The sequence below is a fragment of the Micromonospora sp. SYSU B005 genome, assembly GCF_055362685.1.
On record NZ_JAXCFU010000004.1, the window covers coordinates 352042 to 372631 of the forward strand.

Consider the following 20590-nt stretch of genomic DNA (forward strand, 5'->3'; position numbering starts at 1 on the left):
CGCCGTGCGACACTGAGCGTCATGCGGCACGTTGTCTCCTCGGTCACGCTCGCGCTCGGCCTGGTCGGCGCGGTCGTGGCGCCGGCCGGGCCGGCCCCGGCGGCTCCCGCCGCGGCCCCCGTGCTGGCCGCGGCTCCCAAGAAGAAGTGCACCGTGGAGGACAGCCGCCTCCGCGAGCTGTCCGGCCTGGTGGCCACCAGCAACGGGTACGTCGTGATCAACGACGGCTCGGACGACCCGAGCCGCAAGCGGGTCTTCTACCTGGACACCAAGTGCAAGGTGGACAAGGACGTCCGTTACTCCGGTGACGGGCCGCTCGACACCGAGGACCTCGCGCTCAGCCCGGATCGCAAGACCCTCTGGATCGCCGACACCGGCGACAACGTGGAGAAGAAGACGCGCCGGGAGCGGGTCGCGGTCTGGACGATGCCGCTGAGCGGCTCGAAGCAACCGGTGCTGCACCGGCTCAGCTACCCGGGCAAGGAGCCGCACGACGCGGAGGCCCTGCTCGTCGGCGACGACAACATGCCGCTGGTGATCACCAAGGATCTCTCCGGCAAGTCGGAGATCTTCACCCCGACGGTGAAGCTGAAGGCGAGCGGTGACACCGAGCCGATCCCGATGAAAAAGGTCGGCGAGGTCACGCTCCCGAAGACGAACACCGAGAACAAGCTCGGCTCGCCCGGGCGGGCGCTGGTCACCGGCGCCGCCCGCTCGCCCGACGGCAGCAAGGTCGTGCTGCGCACGTACGCCGACGCGTTCGAGTTCGACGTGGCCGGCGGCGACATCGTCAAGGCGATCACCACCGGCAAGCCCCGGGTCACCCCGCTGGCCGACCCGTTCGGCGAGGCGATCTCCTACACGCCGGACGGCAAGCTGTTCGTCACCGTCTCCGACGGCGGCACGCTCGACGAGTCGGACCCGATCGACATCCTCAGCTACACCCCGTCGACCACCGGTGCCGAGGCGCTGCCGAACGGCGGCAAGGCCGAGACCAAGGCGGCGGCCGAGAAGTCCTGGCTCGAAGGGCTCTCGCTCGACGAGATCACGTACCTGATCGCGGCGGTCGGGGTGCTCGGCGCGCTCCTGGTCGGCGCGGGCGTGTTCGGCATCCTGCGGGCGCGGCGCAAGCCGGCGCCCCGGGCGCCGGCCGACGAGCCCGAGCACAGCGGCGAGTTCCCGGTGAACAACGGCTTCCCGTCCGCGGAACGGCCGGAGGCGCCGCGCGGCGGCGTCTACGGCGGCGGTCAGGGCGGCGTCTACGGCGGCGCGCCGAACGGTGACCGCCCGGCGTCCGGCGGTGTCTACGGTGGTGGCCGGCCGGGCGGCGGCGTGTACGGCGGCGGCCCCCAGGACGGCGGTCGCGGCCAGGGCGGTGGCCGTCCTCCGGGCGCGGGCCGTCCGCAGGGCGGCGGCGTCTACGGCGGCGGCGGTGCCCCGGCCGGCGGCGGAGGTCGCGGAGGCGGCGTCTACGGCGGCCAGGGGGGACCGGGCGCGGGTCAGGGCGGTCCCGGTCGGGGCGGCCCGGGTGGCGGCGGTCAGGGCAGTCCGGGTGGCGGCTACGGCGGCGGACCGGGCGGGGCCGGATATCGCGGGCAGCCGAACGGCGGCGGGCCGCGGGCGGAGGGCGGCCGGGCCGAGCCGCCGCGCCGCGGCCAGGAACCGCGTGGCGGGCGCCGCGACGGCTACGACGATCAGGGTCGGTACGGCCCGGTGTCCGGCGGCGGCCGGGAGTACCGCGGCGACCGCTACTGAGACGACACGACGAAGGGGCGACCGGCGACCGGTCACCCCTTCTCGTCTGCCGTCGTCAGATGCGGCGCAGGACCGCCACCACGCGGCCCATGATGGTGGCGTCGTCGCCGGGGATCGGGTCGAAGGCCGGGTTCTGCGGCATCAGCCAGACGTGCCCGTCCCGCCGCCGGTAGGTCTTCACCGTCGCCTCACCGTCGAGCATGGCGGCCACGATGTCGCCGACCTCGGCGTTCGGCTGCTGCCGGACGACCACCCAGTCGCCGTCGCAGATCGCCGCGTCGAGCATCGAGTCGCCCTTGACCTGGAGCATGAAGACCTCGCCCTCACCGACCAGCTCGCGGGGGAGGGGGAAGATGTCCTCCACCGCCTGCTCGGCCAGGATCGGCCCACCGGCGGCGATGCGGCCCAGCATCGGCACGTACGCCGGGGCGGGCCGCTGCGCGCGGGCCGCCTCGTCGTCCGCCTCGCCCGGCGCGCGGACGTCGACGGCGCGCGGACGGTTCGGGTCACGGCGCAGGAAGCCCTTCTTCTCCAGCTCCTTGAGCTGGTAGGCGACGCTGGACGGGGACACCAGCCCGACCGCCTCGCCGATCTCGCGCACGCTCGGCGGGTAGCCGTGGCGCTCGACCCAGTTACGGATGAACTCCAGGATCCGCCGCTGCCGGGCGGTCAGGTCAACTGTCGCCGGGTCGGGGAAGCTGCTCACCACCGGGGTGACCGGACGCACCGCGGCGGGGGCGGTGCGGCTGCGGGCGGTGCGGGGGCGACGGGTCGCCGGAGGACCCGCCCCGTCGTTCGGCTGCGGGTTCTTCTGCCGGCTGGCCCGGTCCTCGGTCACGTCCGTCCCTCCCTGGTCGGCGCTGGGGTGCCTCGTCGGCTCGTGGTGCGTGTGGTCTGACCGTATAGGTGAGATCGGCCATTTTCAAACATCTGTACGACGTGCTGTCGGCGTGTCGCGCCGAATTCCTGGATTTCCGAACTGGTGTTCTGATAGAAGGGTACGCCGCTCGAACGGATGTTCTATCCCGGCCACCCGTGACTAGCACGGGAGGCCGTCCGTTGGGCTCCTCGGCGGCGTCGCGCCGGGCGTGATCCTGACGACTCGCCGGACACGCCCGTCAACTTGACCTCGCTTGGGGTTCGGCATACGGTCGACCCCTAGATGTAGTAGTCACACGGGCGTAAGTTGCCTACAGGTTGGGTTCAACTACCGAACGCACTCCCGCACCGCGCACTCGGCGACGGTCATCAGACGATGGCCCCGCCGTGCCGACGCGTGCCCGGGAGCCGGTAGGTGTGCCCGCGATCGACTGAGGAGGTCGGGCGAATGCGGTGTCCGTACTGCCGGCACGCCGACTCCCGGGTGGTCGACTCGCGGGAGGCCGACGACGGCCAGCTCATCCGGCGGCGACGGTCGTGCCCGGAGTGCGGCAAGCGGTTCACCACCGTCGAGGAGGCGGTGCTCGCGGTGGTCAAGCGCAGCGGGGTGACCGAGCCGTTCAGCCGTACGAAGATCATCGGTGGGGTGCGCAAGGCGTGCCAGGGGCGCCCGGTCGACGACGACTCGATCGCGCTGCTGGCACAGAAGGTCGAGGAGACCGTACGGGCCAAGGGGGCGGCCGAGATCCCCAGCCACGAGGTGGGCCTGGCCATCCTCGGTCCGTTGCGTGACCTCGACGAGGTGGCCTACATGCGGTTCGCCAGCGTCTACCGGTCCTTCGACTCGCTCGCCGACTTCGAGCGCGAGATCGAGACGCTGCGGGCCGCCGCGCGCGCCCGGGAGGGCGCCGGTGCCGGTGCGGCGGACGCCGCCGGCGCGATCAGCTGACATTTTCGGGTTTCTGACAGGTACACGAGGCGCGGTGGGTGACCGTGCCGACGAGGGGGGCGAGGGCGTGACGACCAGCAAGTCACGGAACAAGGCCGGGGCGGGGCTGAAGATCGAGCGCGTCTGGACGACCGAGGGGGTGCATCCCTACGACGAGGTCGCCTGGGAGCGCCGCGACGTCGTCATGACGAACTGGCGGGACGGCTCGATCAACTTCGAGCAGCGCGGGGTGGAGTTCCCCGAGTCCTGGTCGGTGAACGCGGCGAACATCGTGACCACCAAGTACTTCCGGGGCGCGGTGGGGACCCCGGAGCGGGAGTGGTCGCTGCGGCAGCTGATCGACCGGGTGGTCGAGACCTACCGCACCGCCGGTGAGGAGTACGGCTACTTCGCCACCCCGGCCGACGCCGAGGTGTTCGCGCACGAGCTGACCTGGATGCTGCTGCACCAGGTGTTCAGCTTCAACTCGCCGGTGTGGTTCAACGTCGGCACGCCGTCGCCGCAGCAGGTAAGCGCCTGCTTCATCCTCTCGGTCGACGACTCGATGGACTCCATCCTCGACTGGTACAAGGAGGAGGGGCGGATCTTCCAGGGCGGCTCCGGCGCCGGGGTCAACCTCTCCCGGATCCGTTCCTCGAAGGAGCTGCTCTCCTCCGGCGGTACCGCCTCCGGCCCGGTCAGCTTCATGCGCGGCGCGGACGCCTCCGCCGGCACCATCAAGTCCGGTGGCGCCACCCGGCGCGCGGCGAAGATGGTCATCCTCGACGTGGACCACCCGGACATCGAGGAGTTCGTGGCGACCAAGGCGCGCGAGGAGGACAAGATCCGCGCGCTGCGTGACGCCGGGTTCGACATGGACCTGGGCGGCGCCGACATCGTCAGCGTGCAGTACCAGAACGCCAACAACTCGGTCCGCGTCTCCGACGAGTTCATGACCGCGGTGGAGAACGGCGGCGGCTTCGACCTGCGCGGCCGGCTCGACGGGCAGACCATCGAGACGATCGACGCCAAGAAGCTGTTCCACACCATCTCCCAGGCCGCGTGGGAGTGCGCCGACCCGGGCCTGCAGTACGACGACACCATCAACGACTGGCACACCTGCCCGGAGACCGGGCGGATCACCGCGTCGAACCCGTGCTCGGAGTACCTGCACCTGGACAACTCCTCGTGCAACCTGGCGTCGCTGAACCTGATGAAGTTCCTCCGCGCCGACGGCGGCTTCGAGGTGGAGAAGTTCGTCAAGTCGGTCGAGTTCGTCATCACCGCGATGGACATCTCGATCTGCTTCGCCGACTTCCCGACCGAGAAGATCGGTGAGACCACCCGCGCCTACCGGCAGCTCGGCATCGGGTACGCCAACCTGGGCGCGCTGCTGATGGCCTCCGGCCTGCCGTACGACTCGGAGCAGGGCCGGGAGGTGTCCGCCGCGATCACCTCGCTGATGACCGGCACCGCCTACCGCCGTTCCGCCGAGCTGGCCGGCATCGTCGGCCCGTACGACGGCTACGCCCGCAACGCCGAGCCGCACAAGCGGGTCATGCGCAAGCACGCCGCCGCCAACGACGCGATCAAGGCGACCGGCACCGTGGCCACCGCCGTGCAGCGCGAGGCCACCAAGCAGTGGACGCTCGGCAACAAGCTCGGTGACAAGTTCGGGTGGCGTAACTCGCAGGCCAGCGTGCTCGCCCCGACCGGCACCATCGGCCTGATGATGGACTGCGACACCACGGGTGTCGAGCCGGACCTGGCACTGGTGAAGTTCAAGAAGCTGGTCGGCGGCGGCTCGATGCAGATCGTCAACCAGACCGTGCCGCGTGCCCTGCGCAGCCTCGGCTACCCCGAGGAGCAGGTCGAGGCGATCGTCGAGCACATCGCCGACCACGGTCACGTGGTGGATGCCCCGGGCCTCAAGCCGGAGCACTACCCGGTCTTCGACTGCGCCATGGGCGAGCGCTCGATCGCGCCGATGGGTCACGTGCGGATGATGGCGGCCGTCCAGCCGTTCATCTCCGGCGCCATCTCCAAGACGGTCAACATGCCGGAGCAGGCCACCGTCGAGGACGTCGAGAAGATCTACTTCGAGGGCTGGAAGCTCGGCCTCAAGGCGCTGGCGATCTACCGGGACAACTGCAAGGTCGGCCAGCCGCTGTCGGCTGCCAAGCCGGGCAAGGGCGCCGTCGAGGCCCAGGCCCCGGCCACGCCGGAGAAGGTCGTGGAGAAGGTCGTCGAGTACCGCCCGGTGCGCAAGCGGCTGCCGAAGAAGCGCCCGTCGGAGACCATCTCGTTCTCGGTCGGCGGCGCGGAGGGCTACCTCACCGCCTCGTCCTACCCGGACGACGGCCTCGGCGAGGTCTTCCTCAAGATGTCGAAGCAGGGCTCGACCCTGGCCGGCGTGATGGACGCCTTCTCGGTGGCCATCTCCATCGGTCTCCAGTACGGCGTCCCGCTGGAGACGTACGTCAGCAAGTTCACGAACATGCGCTTCGAGCCGGCCGGCATGACCGACGACCCGGATGTGCGCATGGCCGCCTCGGTGATGGACTACATCTTCCGTCGCCTGGCGCTGGACTTCCTGCCGTACGACCGCCGCGCCGAGCTGGGCATCTTCACCGCCAAGGAGCGGGCCGCCCAGCTCGCGGCCGAGGCGGAGGCGGAGGCGAGCGGTGCGGACCTCACCGCGATGGCCTCCTCCGCCCCGGTCGAGGCGCCCGAGCCGAAGACCGGCCCGATCGCGCAGCCGGCGCAGGAGATGGCCGACGCCGCAGCCGTCAAGCCCGCGCCGTCTGTGGGTTCCAGCACCGAACTGCTGGAGGCCGTGATCGGCAAGGCCGCCGACGCGCCGCTCTGCTTCACCTGCGGCACGAAGATGCGGCCCGCCGGTAGCTGCTACGTCTGCGAGGGCTGCGGCTCCACCAGCGGCTGCAGCTGACATCGAGCGAAGTCGCATCTGCTGCGACAGCGACCGCCCGATCCCTTAGGGGTCGGGCGGTCGCTGCGGCAGGGACGAGGTGTCGTCGATCGTCAGACGGACGGGTCCCAGGCGATGAGCTGGTCGAAGATGCGGCGGTCGCCGTCCAGCTCCAGCTTCGGGGAATCCGGCGTTATGCGGCCGTAGAAGAACAGGACCAGGTCACTGGCAGTGCCCCGGGCGGAGACGTCGGCCGTGTCCCGGTCCGGGTCCTCACCGGCGGCCGGCTCGCCGAGCCGGCTGGCCTGTGCGCCGTCGCCGGACAGCCGAAGGCGCCACGAGCGGCCCTCGGTGGCGTGGTATTCGACGACGGCGGGTTCGTGCGGCCAGGCGACATCCGTCGAGCAGAGGGTGAACTGGCAGTCGTCGAAAGCGTCGAGGGCGACCTCGTCCGGCAGCGGCTCCGGGCTCCCCACGGCGAGCTGAGCGTCGTGGGTGTGCACCGCGATCTCGGCGACCTGGCGCCGAGCCCACGCACCGGAGGTTTCCGGTGACTGCGAATCACCCCACCACGTCCAACACCGGCGGTCCGGGCCGGCCTCGCGCAGCGCGCTCGTCAGCCGCTCGACGGACTCGCGCCACCAGGCCAGGAGAGCCTGGCGTTCCCGAGGCGCACCCGTGCCGTCGTCCCACACGGACTTGTCCGGGGGACCGTCGGCCGGCCCTGCGGCGACGATGGCGGCCGACCTGCGGCGGCCCATGCCCAGGTGCTGTACGAGATCGAACAGCGTCCACTCCGGACAACTCGGCACCGGCGCGTCGAGGCTGGGCGCCGCAGCGACCGCGGCGTGGAAAGCGGTCGACCGGTCGTCGATCAGCCGCAGGTGATCGGCGAAGGTGAGATTCGTGTGCACCCGGGCTGTCTATCAGTGTTCTTCGAAAGACGGACAGCGATTTTCGCCGCGCACGCGGCGGGTGGTGCCGGCGGTCATACCTCGCCGCGTACGCGAGCTGGAATGCTCGGGGGATGAGCACGACCGACATCTATCGGGTCTTCGCCGAGCGTGAGACGCGCGGCGTGTCCCCGGCGTACGAGCGGTTGTCGCAGGCGGTGGCCGGTGACCCGGAGCTGCTCGCCCTGCTCGACACGCTGCCACCGGCCAAGCGTCAGCCGAACCTGCTGTTCGGGGTGGTGCGGCTGCGCGGCGGGCCGGTGGACGACCCGGCGGCGTTCCGCGAGTACGTGATCGCGCACTGGCCGGACGTCGCGGCGCAGATGCGGGTGCGGGCGACGCAGACGAACGAGGCGGGGCGCTGCGCGGTGCTGCTGCCGGTGCTCGCCGCCCTGCCGCAGCCGCTGGCGTTGCTGGAGGTGGGCGCGTCCGCCGGGCTGTGCCTCTACCCGGACCGGTACGCCTACCGCTACGGCGACCGGCAGATCGGCGAGGGCGAGCCGGTGCTCGACTGTGACCTGACCGGCACCGATCCGCCGCGGCGTCGTCCGGAGGTGGTGTGGCGGGCCGGGCTGGACGTGAACCCGCTCGACGTCACCGACCCGGCCGACGTGGCCTGGCTGGACGCGCTGATCTGGCCGGAACACCGGCACCGCCGGGAACGGCTGCGCGCCGCGGCGGCTGTCGCGGCGGCCGATCCGCCCCTGCTGGTACGCGGTGACCTGGTCGACGACCTGCCGGCGCTGGCGGCGCGGGCCCCGGCCGGGGCGACGCTCGTGGTGTTCCACAGTTCGGTGCTCTACCAGGTGCCGCCGCAGCGCCGGAACGCCTTCACCGCGCTGGTGCGGACCTTGCCCGGCCACTGGATCGCCAACGAGGACCCGTCAGTTCTGCCGCACGCCGATCTGCCAGAGCCCTCTGCCGATGGGTTCCACAACGTGCTGGCCCTGGACGGCCGCCCGCTGGCCTGGACCCGGGGTCACGGGCAGGCGCTCACCTGGCTCGGCCCGGCGCGGCCGTGAAGACCGCCGGACCGCCCGGCCCGGCTCAGTCCGGCAGCGAGTCGACCGCCGAGGCGAGCACGCCGCGCAGGTCGGCCTCCGCGCCGGCCGGCAACGTCTGGGGCTTGACCACCTGGTACGCCACGCGTACCTCGTAGTGGTCACCTCGCCAGGCCCAGCCGTCGAACCGGGTCTCCCCGCCGTCCCACGGGCGTACCGCCGTACAGGAGGTGTCGCCCGGTCCGGCGTCGCTCGGTTCGGCGGCGATGCGGTCGCACCGGTCCCGCCGCCACTTCGCGTCGTACCTGCCATCGGTATCGACGGCCACGGTGACGACCAGGTCGCCGCGCATGGAGGTGCCGCTGGTCAGATCGACCGCGCACTCCTTGGAGCCGCTGCGGTCACCGAGGTTCGCCGAGGCGCTGGGCTGAGCGCCGGGCGACCGTAGCAGCGCCGCGCCAACCCCGCCCTCCGCCCCGTCGATCATGAGGTTGACGGGGCGACACGCCGACCTCGCCCCCGTTAACCTCATGATCGACGGAGCGAGGGCGGGCGGCGGTCCGGCCGGCTACTAGGGTCGCGGGGTGACCGAACCGCGGTGGCTCTCCGAGACCCGTGCGGCGTACGACGCCGTCGCCGAGGACTACGCGCGGCTGCTGCCCGACGTGGTCGAGCCGCCGCTGGACCGGGCCCTGCTGGCCGCGTTCGCCGAGACGGTCGGGCCGGGCCGGTCCGTGCTGGAGGCGGGCTGCGGCACCGGCCGCGTCACCGCCCACCTGCACCGGCTCGGCCTCGACATCAGCGGCGTCGATCTGTCGCCCGGCATGGTGGCGGTGGCCCGCCGCGCGTACCCGGACCTGCGCTTCGAGGTCGGCTCGCTCATCGAGCTGACCGCGCCCGACGCGTCGCTGGCCGGGCTGGTCTCCTGGTACTCGGTCATCCACCTGCCACCGGAGCTGCTGCCCGAGGTGTTCGCCGGTTTCCACCGGGTTCTCGCTCCGGGTGGTCACCTGTTGCTCGCGGTGAAGGCCGGCGACCGGCGCGACCGACGGGAACAGGCATACGGCCACTCCGTCGCCTTCGACGTCTACTGGCTGTCCCCGGATCGGCTGGCCGCACAACTCACGACGGCCGGGTTCGTGGTGTCGGCGACGATGGTCCGCGCGCCGGTCGGCCGGGAGCGGCAGCCCCAGGCGTTCCTGCTCGCGCAGCGTCCGGCCGACTGAACTCTCCGGCACCACTCACCACAGCCGACACCCGGCCTGTACCGCACGTGATGACGGGGCAGCGAAGAGTTGCCGTCCTGGCTAGGGTTGACGATCTCGGCGGAGGGAGACGTCATGCGCACCCGGATGCTCCTCGCGTCGACGCTGCCGTTGCTCTGGGGCGCTGTCGTCGGCTGGTGGACGCCGCGCGGGCCCGGCACTGTGGGCGCGGCACTCGCCTCCGTGGCGGTGAGCCTCGCCGTCGGGCTGGCCGCCGGGTGGCTGAGCCGGTCCCGCTGGTTCATGCTCGTCGCGCCGGTGATCTTCGCGGTGGCCGTCGAACTGGTCCGGCTGCGGCTGCGCGGGCCCACCGTCGACCGTCCGCACCTGTCCGGCTTCGGCGTCGTGGCACTGCTCGCCGGCCGGGGCGTACACGGACTCCTGACCTTGTTGCCGCTGCTGGTCGGCGCCGCCTACGGCGCCGGACTGGCCCGCCGCCTCGACGCGGTGCCGCCGCGCCGGCCGGTGCCGCGCTGGGCGGGCCGGATCGGCGTCGGCCTGCTGGCCGCGCTGCTCGCGCTCGTCACGGTCGGCGCGGCCGTGCCGGGCCGCACCGACCCGATCCCCGGCGGCATCGCCCGCTTCGACACCGTCGAGTCCTCCGGGCGCGAGCTGGGCCTGCTGATCAGGGGTACGGACCGCAGCGCTCCGGTGCTGCTCGTGGTGCCCGGGCCGCCCGGCGGCTCGGAGATCGGCTCGGTCCGTCGCCACCTGCCCGAGCTGGAGCGCCGATTCGTGGTGGCCGTGTGGGACCGTGCCGGCGGGCCACGCTCCTGGTCGGGCTTCCGCGCTCCGTCGAACTGGCGCCTGGACGACGAGGTGGACGACCTGGTCGCGGTGGCCCGGCACCTGCGGGAACGGCTGGGCCGGGATCGGATCCACCTGGTCGCGCACTCCGGCGGCACCATCGCCGGCCTGCTCGCCGTGCGACAGCACCCGGAACTGTTCGCCGCGTACGTCGGCGTCGGGCAGGTGGTGAGCCTGCGCGAGGCCGACCGCAGTCAGTACTCCGACACCGTGGCCTGGGCCCGCCGCACTGGCCGGACGGCACTCGCGGACCGGATGACCGCGCAGGGTCCGCCGCCCTACCGCGACGTCTGGGCGTACGAGCCGTTGCTGACAAACGAGGCCGGGGCCTTCCCGGTCGACCGGGAAGGCGCGAGCGAGGACGAGACCGGGACCGTCGGCAACCTGGGCGTGTCCGAGTACAGCCTGCTGGAGAAGGTGCACCTGTTCGGTTTCCTGGACGGCTGGGACGTGCTCTACCCCCGGTTGCAGGAGATCGACTTCCGGCGTGACGTGCGGCAGCTCGCGGTGCCGGCGTACTTCGTGGACGGCGCGCAGGAGGTGCCGGGCCGGCTGCGCCTGTTCGACGAGTGGTACGCGCAGCTCCAAGCGCCGCGCAAGGACCATCTGGTGATCCCGCGTGCCGGGCACCGTTCGATGTTCGAGCGGCCCGAGGCGTTCCTGCCGTACCTGGAACGCCTCGGGAGCGACGGCGGCCCGGGCGGCAACTAGGCAGGAGGCCACTCGGACAGGTGCCGGCAGGGGGGCCGGTCAGGGGCGGCGCGGAGTCACGGATACCTGCTCGGCGATCGCGACGACCTGGCCGGCGGAGAGCCGCAGCGGCGCCTGCAGGTTGACCACGGCCCCGCCGGGCACCTCTGCCTGCAGGAACCAGAGCTCGTCGGTGCGGATCAGATGGGCTTCCCGGCCGCCCACCGTGACCCTTCGCTCGTCCCGGGCTCCCATCACGGTGCGCAGCAGGTCCGGGTCACGGCGCGGAACCACCTGCACGGTGAGCGTCTCGTCGGGGGAGTCGCCCCGCAGGGTAAGGATGGTGTCGTCCTTGAACATGGCGACCCGCCAACCGCGCGGCGCCACCCGGACCCGCAGCGGCACCTGCTGCGGCTCGTCGACGACGTGCTCGGCCAGCCGGAGCAGCGCCGCGTTGTCGGCGAACACGCCGTGGCCGGTCAGCGTCACCCACTGACCGGGCCTGCGCTCCCACGACACGACGAGCCGACGCGGTCCGCCGGGATTCGGCTCCTCGTACATCTCGGCCGGGCGGCCTGCGACGGCCACCGGACGCGACGTCTTCGTGATCTGTGCCGGTGCACTGTCCCAGACGAAGAGGTGGACGTCGTCGGTGGTGCTGCGGGACAGGTACACGGCGAGGAACTGGCCCGGAGCGTAGCTGTAGCGAGGTGGGCTCAGCGTCGCCGGCCGCGACCGCAGGGTCAACGGAAACTCCGGGATCGTCGCAGCCACCAGGGTCAACGGCTCCGCCGATCGATCGAGCGGACGTACCGCGAGGCCGACGCCCGCCCCGGCTACCACCGCGGCCGCGGCGGCCACCAGGAGCGTCCGCCGCCGCAGCGGCGGGACGGTCCGGCGTACGGATGCGGCGGTGAACTCGCCGGCGAGGCGTTCCCTCGCGAGGCGGAGCGTCTCGGTGGACGCTTCCGGGGCATCCGGCCCGTGCGTCCGCAGCAGGTTGATCTCGTTCATGTCGGCTCCTCGATGGCGAGCGCGAGTCGGGTGAGTCGGCGGGCACGGTGCAGGCGGGAACGGACGGTGCCGAGCGGGATGTCGAGCACGGCGGCGATCTGCTCGTACGACAGGTCCGCCCACGCGGTGAGCAGCAACACGTCCCGGTCCCGCCGGTGCAGCGAGGCCAGCGCCAGGGCCAGGTCCCGGCGTAGGGCGCCGGCGTCCAGCCGGTCGATCGCGTCCTCGATCACCGGCGGTGCCAACTCGCCGGCGGCGAGCCGGGCCAGCGCGCGGTAGCGGCGTTCCTCGGTCCGCACGTGCCGGCGCACGAGGTTGGTGGCGATCCCGAACAGCCACGGCCGTACGCCGACGTCCGAGGTGTAGGACGCCCTCCGCCGGAATGCGACCAGGAAGGTCTCGGCCAGTAGGTCGTCGGCCGGCGGGCCGATGCGACGAGCCAGATAACGGTGCACGGGGACGGCATGCCGGTCGAACAACGGCCCGAACCGCTCCGGCTCCGTGACGGACGCGCGGATCACCTCGTCGTCCGAGGGCTCGTCGGGCGGCCCGACCCCGGGATGTCCCCGCTCGTGGGCCTCGGCCCGGTGCATCTTGTTTGTCACACCCGTTCATGCCCGGTCGGCGCGGACCGGTTCACGGCGGAACCGCACCCGGTCTTGGTGTCCCTCCCGGACAGCCGGCGCGACGGGAGGTACCAGCGTAAGCACCCAGGCGCCGCGCGAGGGTACGGGAGGCCACTCCGTAGACTCCAGCGGTGCGTGACGAGCCGGCCGACCGGCCCCTTACCGAACCGCACCCGTCGCGGCTGTCGCCGGATCACCCCGGACGGGAACGGATCCTTGCCGCGCACGCCGCCGCGCTGGCCGCCGGGGAGGCCGGCTACCTGGACCCGGAGACCGGGCTGTTCGTGCTCAGCGCGGGATTTCTCGCCCGGCGTGGCACGTGCTGCGGGCGAGGCTGCCGGCACTGTCCGTACGTGGCCGATTAGAGGGCTTCCGTCCCCGCTGGGGCACGCCGTACGGTGTCCGACGGAACTCCGGCGGGTCGAACCCGCCGCCGACCGCGGAGGTCTCCCGTGCGTGCCCGATTCTGGCTGGCCGTTCCGGCCGTCCTGCTCGCCGCCGGCTGCGCCGACGAGGCGCCCACGGCGGCCGGGCCGCCGCCCCCGCCTCCGCCGGTCCCGGTCGCGGCGGCGTCCTCGGGCGGGGCGTGCCGGCTGCTCGACTTCGCGGTGATCGCCGAGCACACCGGCGGCACGTTCGACGTGGCGGCGGCCACCGAGCGGGGCGACACCCACACCTGCGTGGTCCGCGCCGCCGGGGCGGTGCTGCCGGAGCTGACGCTGTCGGTGACCGAGACGTCGATCGACGCCGCCACGTTCGCCCTGGACGTGCAGCCCAGCGGCGCGGCGAAGATCAGCAAGCTGGGCAAGGCCGCCTACCGGCGCACGCTGCCCAAGACCGCGAAGTCCGGGCCGGCCGCCGAGGTCGGCTGGCTGGCCACCGAGGGGCGGCTCGCCACGCTGCGCTGGACCGCCCCGACCGGCACCGCGAAGGCGGAGGCGGACAAGACGGCCGGCAAGCTGGTCACGCTGGCCAAGGTGATCGACACCAGGCAGCTCTGACCGGGAGCCGCGTCAGCGGGCCGCGACGAACACCCGGGACGCCACCTCGCGGGGCAGCCGGACCCGGTCACCGGAGCGGTCGATGGAGACGGCGTCGCGTTCCTGCGCCACCGTCACCGTCGCGCCCGGGTCGACGCCGGCGGCGTGCAACTGCCGGAGCACGTCCGAGTCGGTCTGCACGCTCTCGCAGATCCGCCGCACCACGACTGTGCCGGACAGGCCGGGGAACGCCAGGTTGCGCTCACCCTCGACCGCGTCGGCGGGCACCTGGCCCGGGTCGCCCAGCTCCTCCAGGCCCGGGATCGGGTTGCCGTACGGCGAGCGGGTCGGGCGGTTGAGCAGGTCGAAGACCCGCTTCTCCACCGCGTCGCTCATCACGTGCTCCCACCGGCAGGCCTCCTCGTGGGCCTCCTCGTAGGGCATCCCGATCACGTTCACCAGCAGCAGCTCGGCCAGCCGGTGCTTGCGCATCACGGACACGGCGGTGTTGCGGCCCTGCGGCGTGAGGGTCAGGTGCCGGTCGCCCTCGACGGTGAGCAGGCCGTCGCGCTCCATGCGGGCGACGGTCTGGCTGACGGTCGGGCCACTCTGCTTCAGCCGCTCGGCGATGCGGGCACGAAGCGGCGGCACCCCCTCCTCCTCGAGTTCGAGGATGGTGCGCAGGTACATCTCGGTGGTGTCAACAAGGTCGTGCTTCACGTCTGCGGCCTCCTGGGCTCCGATGGTACCCGTTACCACCGACCATCGACGGAGGCGAAGCCGGAGGTGGCGCGCCGAATGGTGTTGACTGGACCGTATGTCCGCCACCGCAGACCTGCTGGTCGAGCCCGACCGGCTCGCCGCCGAACTCGATCACGCCGACCCGCCGACCCTGCTCGACGTCCGCTGGCGGCTGACCGGCCCGCCCGGGCGCGACGACTACGCCGCAGGCCACCTGCCCGGCGCCGTCTTCGTCGACCTGGACACCGAGCTGTGCGGACCGCCCGGCGCCGCCGGGCGGCACCCGCTTCCGGACCCGGCGGCGTTGCAGGCCGCGCTGCGGGCCGCCGGCGTCCGCACCGGTCATCCGGTGGTCGTGTACGACGGCGGCGACGGCATGTCCGCCGCCCGCGCCTGGTGGACGCTGCGCTGGGCCGGGCACCGGCAGGTGCGGGTGCTGCACGGCGGCTTCCCGGCCTGGACGGCCGCCGGGCTGCCGGTCGACACGAGTGTGCCCGCCCCGGCGCCGGGCGACGTGACCGTGGCGCCCGGCGCGCTGCCGGTACTGGACGCCGCGCAGGCCGCCCGGCTCGCCGCCGCCGAACCCGGCGTGCTGATCGACGTCCGGGCCGCGCCGCGCTACCGGGGCGAGCACGAGCCGGTCGACCCGGTCGCCGGGCACGTGCCGGGCGCGGTGAACGTGCCCGCACCGGAGTACGTCACGCAGGGCCGGTTCCCCGACGCCGGTGCGCTGCGGGAGCGGTTCGCCGCCGCCGGGGTGGACGCGGACGCGCCGGTCGGTGCGTACTGCGGCTCCGGGGTGACCGCCGCGCAGGCCGTGCTCGCGTTGCACCTGGCCGGTCGCCCGGACGCCGCGTTGTACGTCGGCTCGTGGAGCGAGTGGGTGGCCGACCCGGACCGTCCGGTCGCGACAGGTGGCACGTCCGGCCGGTGAGCGTACGACTGGTGGGCGCGTCCCGGACCACGTGCGACGATGGCCGCATGGCCGACGACACGGTGGTGGTGTGGGACGAGGCTCTCCTCGCCTACGACATGGGCGACCATCCCCTCGACCCGGTGCGGGTCGAGCTGACCATGGCGCTCGCCCGTGAACTGGGTGTGCTGGACCGGCCCGGCGTACGGCTGGTCAAGCCCGAGCCGGCCGACGACGCGCTGCTCACCCGCGTACACGATCCGGCCTACCTGGACGCGGTCCGGTCCGCGCCGCGTGACCCGCTGTTCGCCGGCTTCGGTCTGGGCACCTCGGACAATCCGGTCTTCGACGGGATGCACGACGCGAGCGCGCTGATCGCCGGCGCCACGACGGCCGCCGCCGAGGCGGTGTGGCGCGGCGACGCCCGGCGCGCGGTCAGCGTCGCCGGCGGGCTGCACCACGCCATGCCCGCCCGCGCCGCCGGGTTCTGCGTCTACAACGACCCGGCCGTGGCCATCGCGCGGCTGCTCGACCTCGGCGCGCAGCGCATCGCGTACGTGGACGTGGACGTGCACCACGGCGACGGCGTGCAGGAGATCTTCTACCGCGACCCGCGGGTCCTCACGATCAGCCTGCACGAGACGCCGCTCGCATTGTTCCCCGGCACCGGGTTCCCGGACGAGACCGGCGGCCCGGGCGCGGAGGGCACCGCTGTGAACGTGCCGCTGCCCCCGGGTGTGGGTGACGCGGGCTGGCAGCGGGCGTTCCACGCGATCGTGCCGTCGGTGCTGCGCGCGTTCCGGCCGCAGGTGCTCGTCACCCAGTGCGGCGCCGACGGGCACCGCAAGGATCCGCTGGCCGACCTGCACCTGTCGGTGGACGGGCAGCGGGCCACGTACCGCTCGCTGCGGGCGCTCGCCGACGAGCTGTGCGACGGTCGCTGGGTCGCCACCGGCGGCGGCGGGTACGCGCTGGTCGAGGTGGTGCCCCGGGCGTGGACGCACCTGCTCGCGATCGCCACCGGTGAGCCGGTCGACCCGGCGATGCTGACCCCGCCCGGCTGGCGGGAGCTGGCCGCGCGGCGGCTACCCGGGCACGACGTGCCGTTGCGGATGACCGACGACGTGGACCCGTCGTACCTGCCGTGGCAGCCCAGCGGCGAGCCGAACGCGGTGGACCGGGCCGTCGCGGCCACCCGCAAGGCCGTCTTCCCGCTGCTCGGGCTCGATCCGCACGACCCGCGCGACTGAGCCGGCGGCAGGGGAGGACCGACCGGTGACCACCGTCGAACAACCGCTGGACGTGCTGCTCAGCGACGGCACGACCGTCCAGCTGCGACCGATCCGTCCGGAGGACGCGCCCGAGATCGTGGCCATGCACGGCCGTTTCTCGGAGCGCACCCGATACCTGCGGTACTTCTCGCCGTACCCGCGTATCCCGGAACGCGACCTGAAGCGTTTCGTCAACGTCGACCACCGCGACCGGGAGGCGTTCGTGGTGCTGGCCGGCGAGCGGATCGTCGCCGTCGGCCGCTACGAGCGGCTCGGCCCCGCCTCGCCCGAGGCCGAGGTGGCGTTCGTGGTCGAGGACGCCTACCAGGGCCGGGGCATCGGCTCGGTGCTGCTGGAGCACCTGGCCGACGCGGCCGGGCGCCACGGGATCGTGCACTTCGTCGCCGAGGTGCTCCCGGCCAACGGGACGATGCTGCGGGTCTTCGCCGACTTCGGCTACCAGGTCCAGCGCCAGTACGCCGACGGCGTGGTGCACCTGAGCTTCCCGATCGCGCCCACCGAGGCGACGCTTGCGGTGCAGCGCGGCCGGGAGCACCGCACCGAGGCCCGGTCGATCGCCCGGCTGCTCGCGCCGCGTGGCATCGCCGTGTACGGCGCCAGCACCACCGGCCAGGGCGTCGGCGCGGCGCTGCTCGGGCACCTGCGCGACGGCGGCTTCGCCGGGGCGATCGTGCCGGTGCACCCGAGCGCGGCGACGGTGGCGGGGCTGCCCGCGTACCCGTCGGCGGCCGACGCCGGCGAGGACGTCGACCTCGCCGTGGTGGCGGTCCCGCCGGACGCGGTGACCGACGTGGTGCACGACGCCGCACGCGCCGGCGCGCACGGCTTGGTGGTGATCTCGGCCGGGTTCGCCGAGTCCGGCCCGGCCGGCGCGGCGGCGCAGCGCGCGCTGGTCCGCGCCGCGCACCTGGCCGGCATGCGGGTGGTCGGCCCGAACTGCCTCGGCGTCGCCAACACCGACCCGGCGGTACGCCTCAACGCCACGCTCGCCCCGGTGCTGCCGGCGGCGGGCCGGGTCGGCGTGTTCAGCCAGTCCGGCGCGTTCGGGGTGGCGCTGCTGGCCGAGGCGTCCCGGCGCGGGCTCGGCCTGTCCAGCTTCGTGTCGGCCGGCAACCGGGCCGACGTGTCCGGCAACGACCTGCTCCAGTACTGGCAGGACGACCCGGCCACCGACGTCATCACGCTCTACCTGGAGACGTTCGGCAACCCGCGCAAGTTCGCCCGGCTGGCCCGGCGCATCGGCCGCAGCAAGCCGGTGGTGGCACTCGCCTCGCTGGCGCGGCCGCCGGGCGTGGGGGAGGCACCCGCGCTGGACGCGGCGGCGGTGAGCGCGCTGTTCGCCCAGTCCGGTGTGATCCGGGTGGACACCGTGTCCGAACTGCTCGACGTGGGTGTGCTGCTGGCCCACCAGCCGCTGCCGGCCGGGCGGCGGGTCGCGGTGGTGGGCAACTCGTCGGCGCTGACCGGGCTGGCCGCGACCGCCTGCGCCGCCCAGGGACTGGCAGTCGCCGACGGCTACCCGCAGGACGTGGGGCCGAGCGCCGGGGCCGCCGCGTACGCCGCCGCGCTCGGTGACGCGGTGGCCGACGAGCGGGTGGACGCCGTGGTGGCGGTGTTCGCGCCGCCGCTGCCGGGCCAGCTCGCCGACCCGGTGGCCGACTTCGCCGCGGCGCTGCCCGACGCGAAGGTCACCGGCAAGCCGGTGGTGGCGACGTTCCTGGCCGGGCTGGTGCCGGCCGGGGTGCCGGCGTACCCGAGCGTGGAGGAGGCGGTACGCGCGCTGGGCCGGGTGACCGCGTACGCGGACTGGCTGCGCCGGCCACCGGGCGTGCTGCCGGAACTGGCCGACGTGGACCGGGCGGCCGGGCACGCCGCGTTGCGCCCGGACGGGGCCGACTCGGCGGCGTTGCTGCGCGCGTACGGGATCGACGTGGTGGAGTCGGTGCCGGCCGGCAGCGCCGACGAGGTGCTGACGGCGGCCGACCGGCTCGGCTGGCCGGTGGCGCTCAAGGCCGCCGCGCCCGGGCTGCGGCACCGCCTCGACCTCGGCGCGGTACGCCTCGACCTGGCCGACGCCGCCGCGCTGCGCCGCGCGTACGCCGAGATGGCCCCGGTGTTCGGCGCGGAGGTGCTGGTGCAGCCGATGGTCGCGCCGGGTGTGGCGTGCGTGGTGGAGCTGGTGGAGGATCCGGCGTTCGGGCCGGTGGTCGGGTTCGGGCTGGGTGGCGTGGCGACCGAGCTGCTGGGCGACCGGGCCTGGCGCGCGGTCCCGCTCACCGACCGGGACGCCGCCGAGCTGGTCGACGAGCCCCGCGCGGCGCCGCTGCTGCGCGGGCACCGGGGCGCCGCGCCGGTGGACCGGGCGGCCCTTGTCGACCTGCTGGTGCGGGTCGGCCGGCTCGCCGACGAGCAGCCCCGGGTGCGGTCGCTCACGCTGAATCCGGTGCTGGCCCGGCCGGACGGCATCTCGGTGCTGCACGCCGCCGTGCGCACCGGCGCCGAGGCCGCCCGCCCGGACACCGGCCCGCGAAGGTTGTAGACCTCAGCCGCGCGCGGAGATCTGCTGCACCGACCACTCGTTGCCGTCCGGGTCGCGGAAGAACGCGAAGCCGACGTTGTCCAGCGGGTGCGGCACCGGGTACGGGTTCTGGCCCATCACCTGGATCTCGCTCACCTCGACGCCCCGCTCGACCAGTTCGGCGCGCGCCCGTTCCAGGTCCGGTACGACCAGTTGCACGCCCTTGAGCGAGCCCGGCGGCATCTCCGGTACGACGCCCCGGCCGAGGACGATCGAGCAGCCGGAGCCCGGGGGAGTGAGTTGGACGATCCGCCCCGCGCCGCCCAGATCGGTGTCGTGGTCGAGGTCGAAGCCGAGCCGTTGCGCGTAGAACTCCTTGGCCCGGTCCAGGTCGGAGACCGGTACGACCACCACTTCCAGCGTCCAGTTCATGTCGTCGCTCCTGTCGTCGAATCGGTGTGCAGCACTGCCGCGAGCCGGTCGAACGCCTCGCTCAGGCCGCGGGTCATCGGATAGCGCAGGACGGTGTCGCGCCCCTGCGCGGTGGCGTACCGCAGGTGGGTGACGACCGTGGTCCGGTCCGCCGGACCGGTGAAGTCGTGACGCACCAGCGTCTCGCCCGGATAGGACTGTCCGTCGAAGAGTTCGGTGCAGACCAGTCGCGCGGGCGGGTCGACCTCCCGGTACGTGCCGCCCTGGCCCATCAGGTCGCCGTCCGGCCCTCGGGAGACGAACCGCCACCGTCCGCCCACCCGCAGGTCCACCTCGCACTCGACGAGGTGCCAGCCGCGGGCGCCCCACCAGCGGACCAGCAACTCGGGGCGGGTGAAGGCGGCGAACACGAGGTGGCGCGGAGCGGCGAAGTCGCGGCTGAGCCGGATCTCCCGGTCGCCGGGCAGGCTCACGGTCAGGCCGGTCACCGCTGCTCCCCGGCGGTCAGTTCGGCGAGCACCTCGTCCAGTCGCGCGTAGCTCTCGGCCCAGTAGTCCCGGTAGTCCGCCAGCCACGCGACCGCCTCCCGCAGCGGCCGGGCGTCGAGCCGGCAGGGACGGCGTTGCGCGTCCCGGCCCCGGGTGACCAGGCCGGCGCGTTCGAGCACCTTGAGGTGCTTGGAGACGGCCGGCTGGCTCATCGCGAACGGCTCGGCCAGTTCGGTGACAGTCGCCTCCCCGGCGGCCAGCCGGGTGAGGATGGCGCGCCGGGTGGGGTCGGCGAGCGCGGCGAAGGTGGCGTCGAGCAGATCCGCGGACACGTTCATAACCTCCTGGTTGTGTAACCAGTCGGTTGTATACGGTGGGA

The 20590-nt window shown here is 73.3% G+C and carries 20 protein-coding genes; 11 read left to right on the top strand and 9 right to left on the bottom strand.

From position 1 onward, the window contains the following. Nucleotides 1-21: 21 nt before the first annotated feature. Entirely contained in the window at nucleotides 22-1755 is a 1734-nt protein-coding gene (locus SM452_RS13205; protein ID WP_463839999.1) for a hypothetical protein, read from the top strand. Nucleotides 1756-1810: 55 nt separating this feature from the next. Here the strand turns inward: SM452_RS13205 and lexA are convergent, their stop codons facing one another. Beyond that, entirely contained in the window at nucleotides 1811-2593 is a 783-nt protein-coding gene (gene lexA / locus SM452_RS13210; protein ID WP_013284750.1) for a transcriptional repressor LexA, read from the bottom strand. 489 nt (nucleotides 2594-3082) lie between these two features. Between lexA and nrdR the strand changes: the two genes are divergently transcribed. Continuing rightward, nucleotides 3083-3583: a transcriptional regulator NrdR gene (nrdR, locus tag SM452_RS13215; protein WP_013284751.1), complete on the top strand. Its 501-nt coding sequence runs from the start codon at nucleotides 3083-3085 to the stop codon at nucleotides 3581-3583. A 34-nt stretch (nucleotides 3584-3617) separates the two neighbouring features. Further along, a complete protein-coding gene (locus SM452_RS13220) occupies nucleotides 3618-6512 on the top strand; it encodes a vitamin B12-dependent ribonucleotide reductase (protein WP_262013570.1) in 2895 nt (964 codons plus the stop codon). A gap of 92 nt (nucleotides 6513-6604) precedes the next feature. Here the strand turns inward: SM452_RS13220 and SM452_RS13225 are convergent, their stop codons facing one another. Further along, nucleotides 6605-7405, bottom strand: a complete 801-nt coding sequence (locus tag SM452_RS13225; RefSeq protein WP_355507079.1) for a maleylpyruvate isomerase N-terminal domain-containing protein — start codon at nucleotides 7403-7405, stop codon at nucleotides 6605-6607. Nucleotides 7406-7518: 113 nt separating this feature from the next. Between SM452_RS13225 and SM452_RS13230 the strand changes: the two genes are divergently transcribed. Further along, complete coding sequence (locus tag SM452_RS13230; protein WP_355507082.1) at nucleotides 7519-8466, top strand: DUF2332 domain-containing protein; 948 nt, start codon at nucleotides 7519-7521, stop codon at nucleotides 8464-8466. Nucleotides 8467-8491: 25 nt separating this feature from the next. Here the strand turns inward: SM452_RS13230 and SM452_RS13235 are convergent, their stop codons facing one another. After that, the gene (locus SM452_RS13235) at nucleotides 8492-8932 is read right to left on the bottom strand and encodes a hypothetical protein (protein ID WP_355507084.1); all 441 of its coding nucleotides are present in this window, start codon (nucleotides 8930-8932) and stop codon (nucleotides 8492-8494) included. A gap of 97 nt (nucleotides 8933-9029) precedes the next feature. Between SM452_RS13235 and SM452_RS13240 the strand changes: the two genes are divergently transcribed. Continuing rightward, nucleotides 9030-9671 (top strand): class I SAM-dependent DNA methyltransferase, encoded by a 642-nt coding sequence (locus SM452_RS13240; protein WP_463840000.1) that lies wholly within the window; start codon nucleotides 9030-9032, stop codon nucleotides 9669-9671. A gap of 114 nt (nucleotides 9672-9785) precedes the next feature. Beyond that, entirely contained in the window at nucleotides 9786-11228 is a 1443-nt protein-coding gene (locus SM452_RS13245) for an alpha/beta fold hydrolase (protein WP_463840001.1), read from the top strand. A gap of 39 nt (nucleotides 11229-11267) precedes the next feature. On the opposite strand, the gene SM452_RS13250 is transcribed toward SM452_RS13245, so the two are convergent. Together SM452_RS13250 and SM452_RS13255 are read right to left on the bottom strand one after the other, a co-directional pair. Beyond that, nucleotides 11268-12221, bottom strand: coding sequence for a hypothetical protein (locus SM452_RS13250; protein ID WP_463840002.1), 954 nt, complete (start codon nucleotides 12219-12221; stop codon nucleotides 11268-11270). Continuing rightward, nucleotides 12218-12814, bottom strand: a complete 597-nt coding sequence (locus SM452_RS13255; RefSeq protein ID WP_262013656.1) for an RNA polymerase sigma factor — start codon at nucleotides 12812-12814, stop codon at nucleotides 12218-12220. Before SM452_RS13255 ends, SM452_RS13250 begins: the two co-directional genes overlap by 4 nt. A gap of 164 nt (nucleotides 12815-12978) precedes the next feature. Between SM452_RS13255 and SM452_RS13260 the strand changes: the two genes are divergently transcribed. Together SM452_RS13260 and SM452_RS13265 are read left to right on the top strand one after the other, a co-directional pair. Further along, a complete protein-coding gene (locus SM452_RS13260) occupies nucleotides 12979-13212 on the top strand; it encodes a DUF5522 domain-containing protein (protein WP_262013563.1) in 234 nt (77 codons plus the stop codon). A gap of 87 nt (nucleotides 13213-13299) precedes the next feature. Then, nucleotides 13300-13848: a hypothetical protein gene (locus SM452_RS13265; protein WP_135238924.1), complete on the top strand. Its 549-nt coding sequence runs from the start codon at nucleotides 13300-13302 to the stop codon at nucleotides 13846-13848. Nucleotides 13849-13860: 12 nt separating this feature from the next. Here SM452_RS13265 and SM452_RS13270 read toward each other — a convergent pair whose 3' ends face one another. Further along, nucleotides 13861-14547, bottom strand: coding sequence for a metal-dependent transcriptional regulator (locus SM452_RS13270; protein WP_135238925.1), 687 nt, complete (start codon nucleotides 14545-14547; stop codon nucleotides 13861-13863). 97 nt (nucleotides 14548-14644) lie between these two features. Between SM452_RS13270 and SM452_RS13275 the strand changes: the two genes are divergently transcribed. From SM452_RS13275 to SM452_RS13285, 3 genes are read left to right on the top strand one after another with little or no spacing between them, the layout of a single operon-like run. Then, a complete protein-coding gene (locus SM452_RS13275; RefSeq protein ID WP_262013562.1) occupies nucleotides 14645-15502 on the top strand; it encodes a sulfurtransferase in 858 nt (285 codons plus the stop codon). A gap of 47 nt (nucleotides 15503-15549) precedes the next feature. Next, nucleotides 15550-16731, top strand: a complete 1182-nt coding sequence (locus SM452_RS13280; protein WP_357209264.1) for an acetoin utilization protein AcuC — start codon at nucleotides 15550-15552, stop codon at nucleotides 16729-16731. Nucleotides 16732-16756: 25 nt separating this feature from the next. Next, a complete protein-coding gene (locus SM452_RS13285) occupies nucleotides 16757-19312 on the top strand; it encodes a bifunctional acetate--CoA ligase family protein/GNAT family N-acetyltransferase (protein WP_355507098.1) in 2556 nt (851 codons plus the stop codon). 3 nt (nucleotides 19313-19315) lie between these two features. Here SM452_RS13285 and SM452_RS13290 read toward each other — a convergent pair whose 3' ends face one another. From SM452_RS13290 to SM452_RS13300, 3 genes are read right to left on the bottom strand one after another with little or no spacing between them, the layout of a single operon-like run. After that, a complete protein-coding gene (locus SM452_RS13290; protein ID WP_262013559.1) occupies nucleotides 19316-19723 on the bottom strand; it encodes a VOC family protein in 408 nt (135 codons plus the stop codon). Then, nucleotides 19720-20211 carry an SRPBCC family protein gene (locus SM452_RS13295; protein ID WP_463840003.1) on the bottom strand — a complete coding sequence of 164 codons (492 nt, stop codon included), beginning with the start codon at nucleotides 20209-20211 and terminating at the stop codon, nucleotides 19720-19722. Before SM452_RS13295 ends, SM452_RS13290 begins: the two co-directional genes overlap by 4 nt. Next, nucleotides 20208-20543 (bottom strand): ArsR/SmtB family transcription factor, encoded by a 336-nt coding sequence (locus SM452_RS13300; RefSeq protein WP_120573912.1) that lies wholly within the window; start codon nucleotides 20541-20543, stop codon nucleotides 20208-20210. Before SM452_RS13300 ends, SM452_RS13295 begins: the two co-directional genes overlap by 4 nt. Between the last annotated feature and the right edge of the window lie 47 nt (nucleotides 20544-20590).

Coding starts and splice junctions, on each gene's coding strand:
- SM452_RS13205 (WP_463839999.1), top strand. CDS start 22: ATGCGGCACGTTGTCTCCTCGGTCACGCTCGCGCTCGGCCTGGTCGGC.
- nrdR (WP_013284751.1), top strand. CDS start 3,083: ATGCGGTGTCCGTACTGCCGGCACGCCGACTCCCGGGTGGTCGACTCG.
- SM452_RS13230 (WP_355507082.1), top strand. CDS start 7,519: ATGAGCACGACCGACATCTATCGGGTCTTCGCCGAGCGTGAGACGCGC.
- SM452_RS13235 (WP_355507084.1), bottom strand. CDS start 8,932: ATGATCGACGGGGCGGAGGGCGGGGTTGGCGCGGCGCTGCTACGGTCG.
- SM452_RS13245 (WP_463840001.1), top strand. CDS start 9,786: ATGCGCACCCGGATGCTCCTCGCGTCGACGCTGCCGTTGCTCTGGGGC.
- SM452_RS13250 (WP_463840002.1), bottom strand. CDS start 12,221: ATGAACGAGATCAACCTGCTGCGGACGCACGGGCCGGATGCCCCGGAA.
- SM452_RS13255 (WP_262013656.1), bottom strand. CDS start 12,814: ATGCACCGGGCCGAGGCCCACGAGCGGGGACATCCCGGGGTCGGGCCG.
- SM452_RS13275 (WP_262013562.1), top strand. CDS start 14,645: ATGTCCGCCACCGCAGACCTGCTGGTCGAGCCCGACCGGCTCGCCGCC.
- SM452_RS13280 (WP_357209264.1), top strand. CDS start 15,550: ATGGCCGACGACACGGTGGTGGTGTGGGACGAGGCTCTCCTCGCCTAC.
- SM452_RS13290 (WP_262013559.1), bottom strand. CDS start 19,723: ATGAACTGGACGCTGGAAGTGGTGGTCGTACCGGTCTCCGACCTGGAC.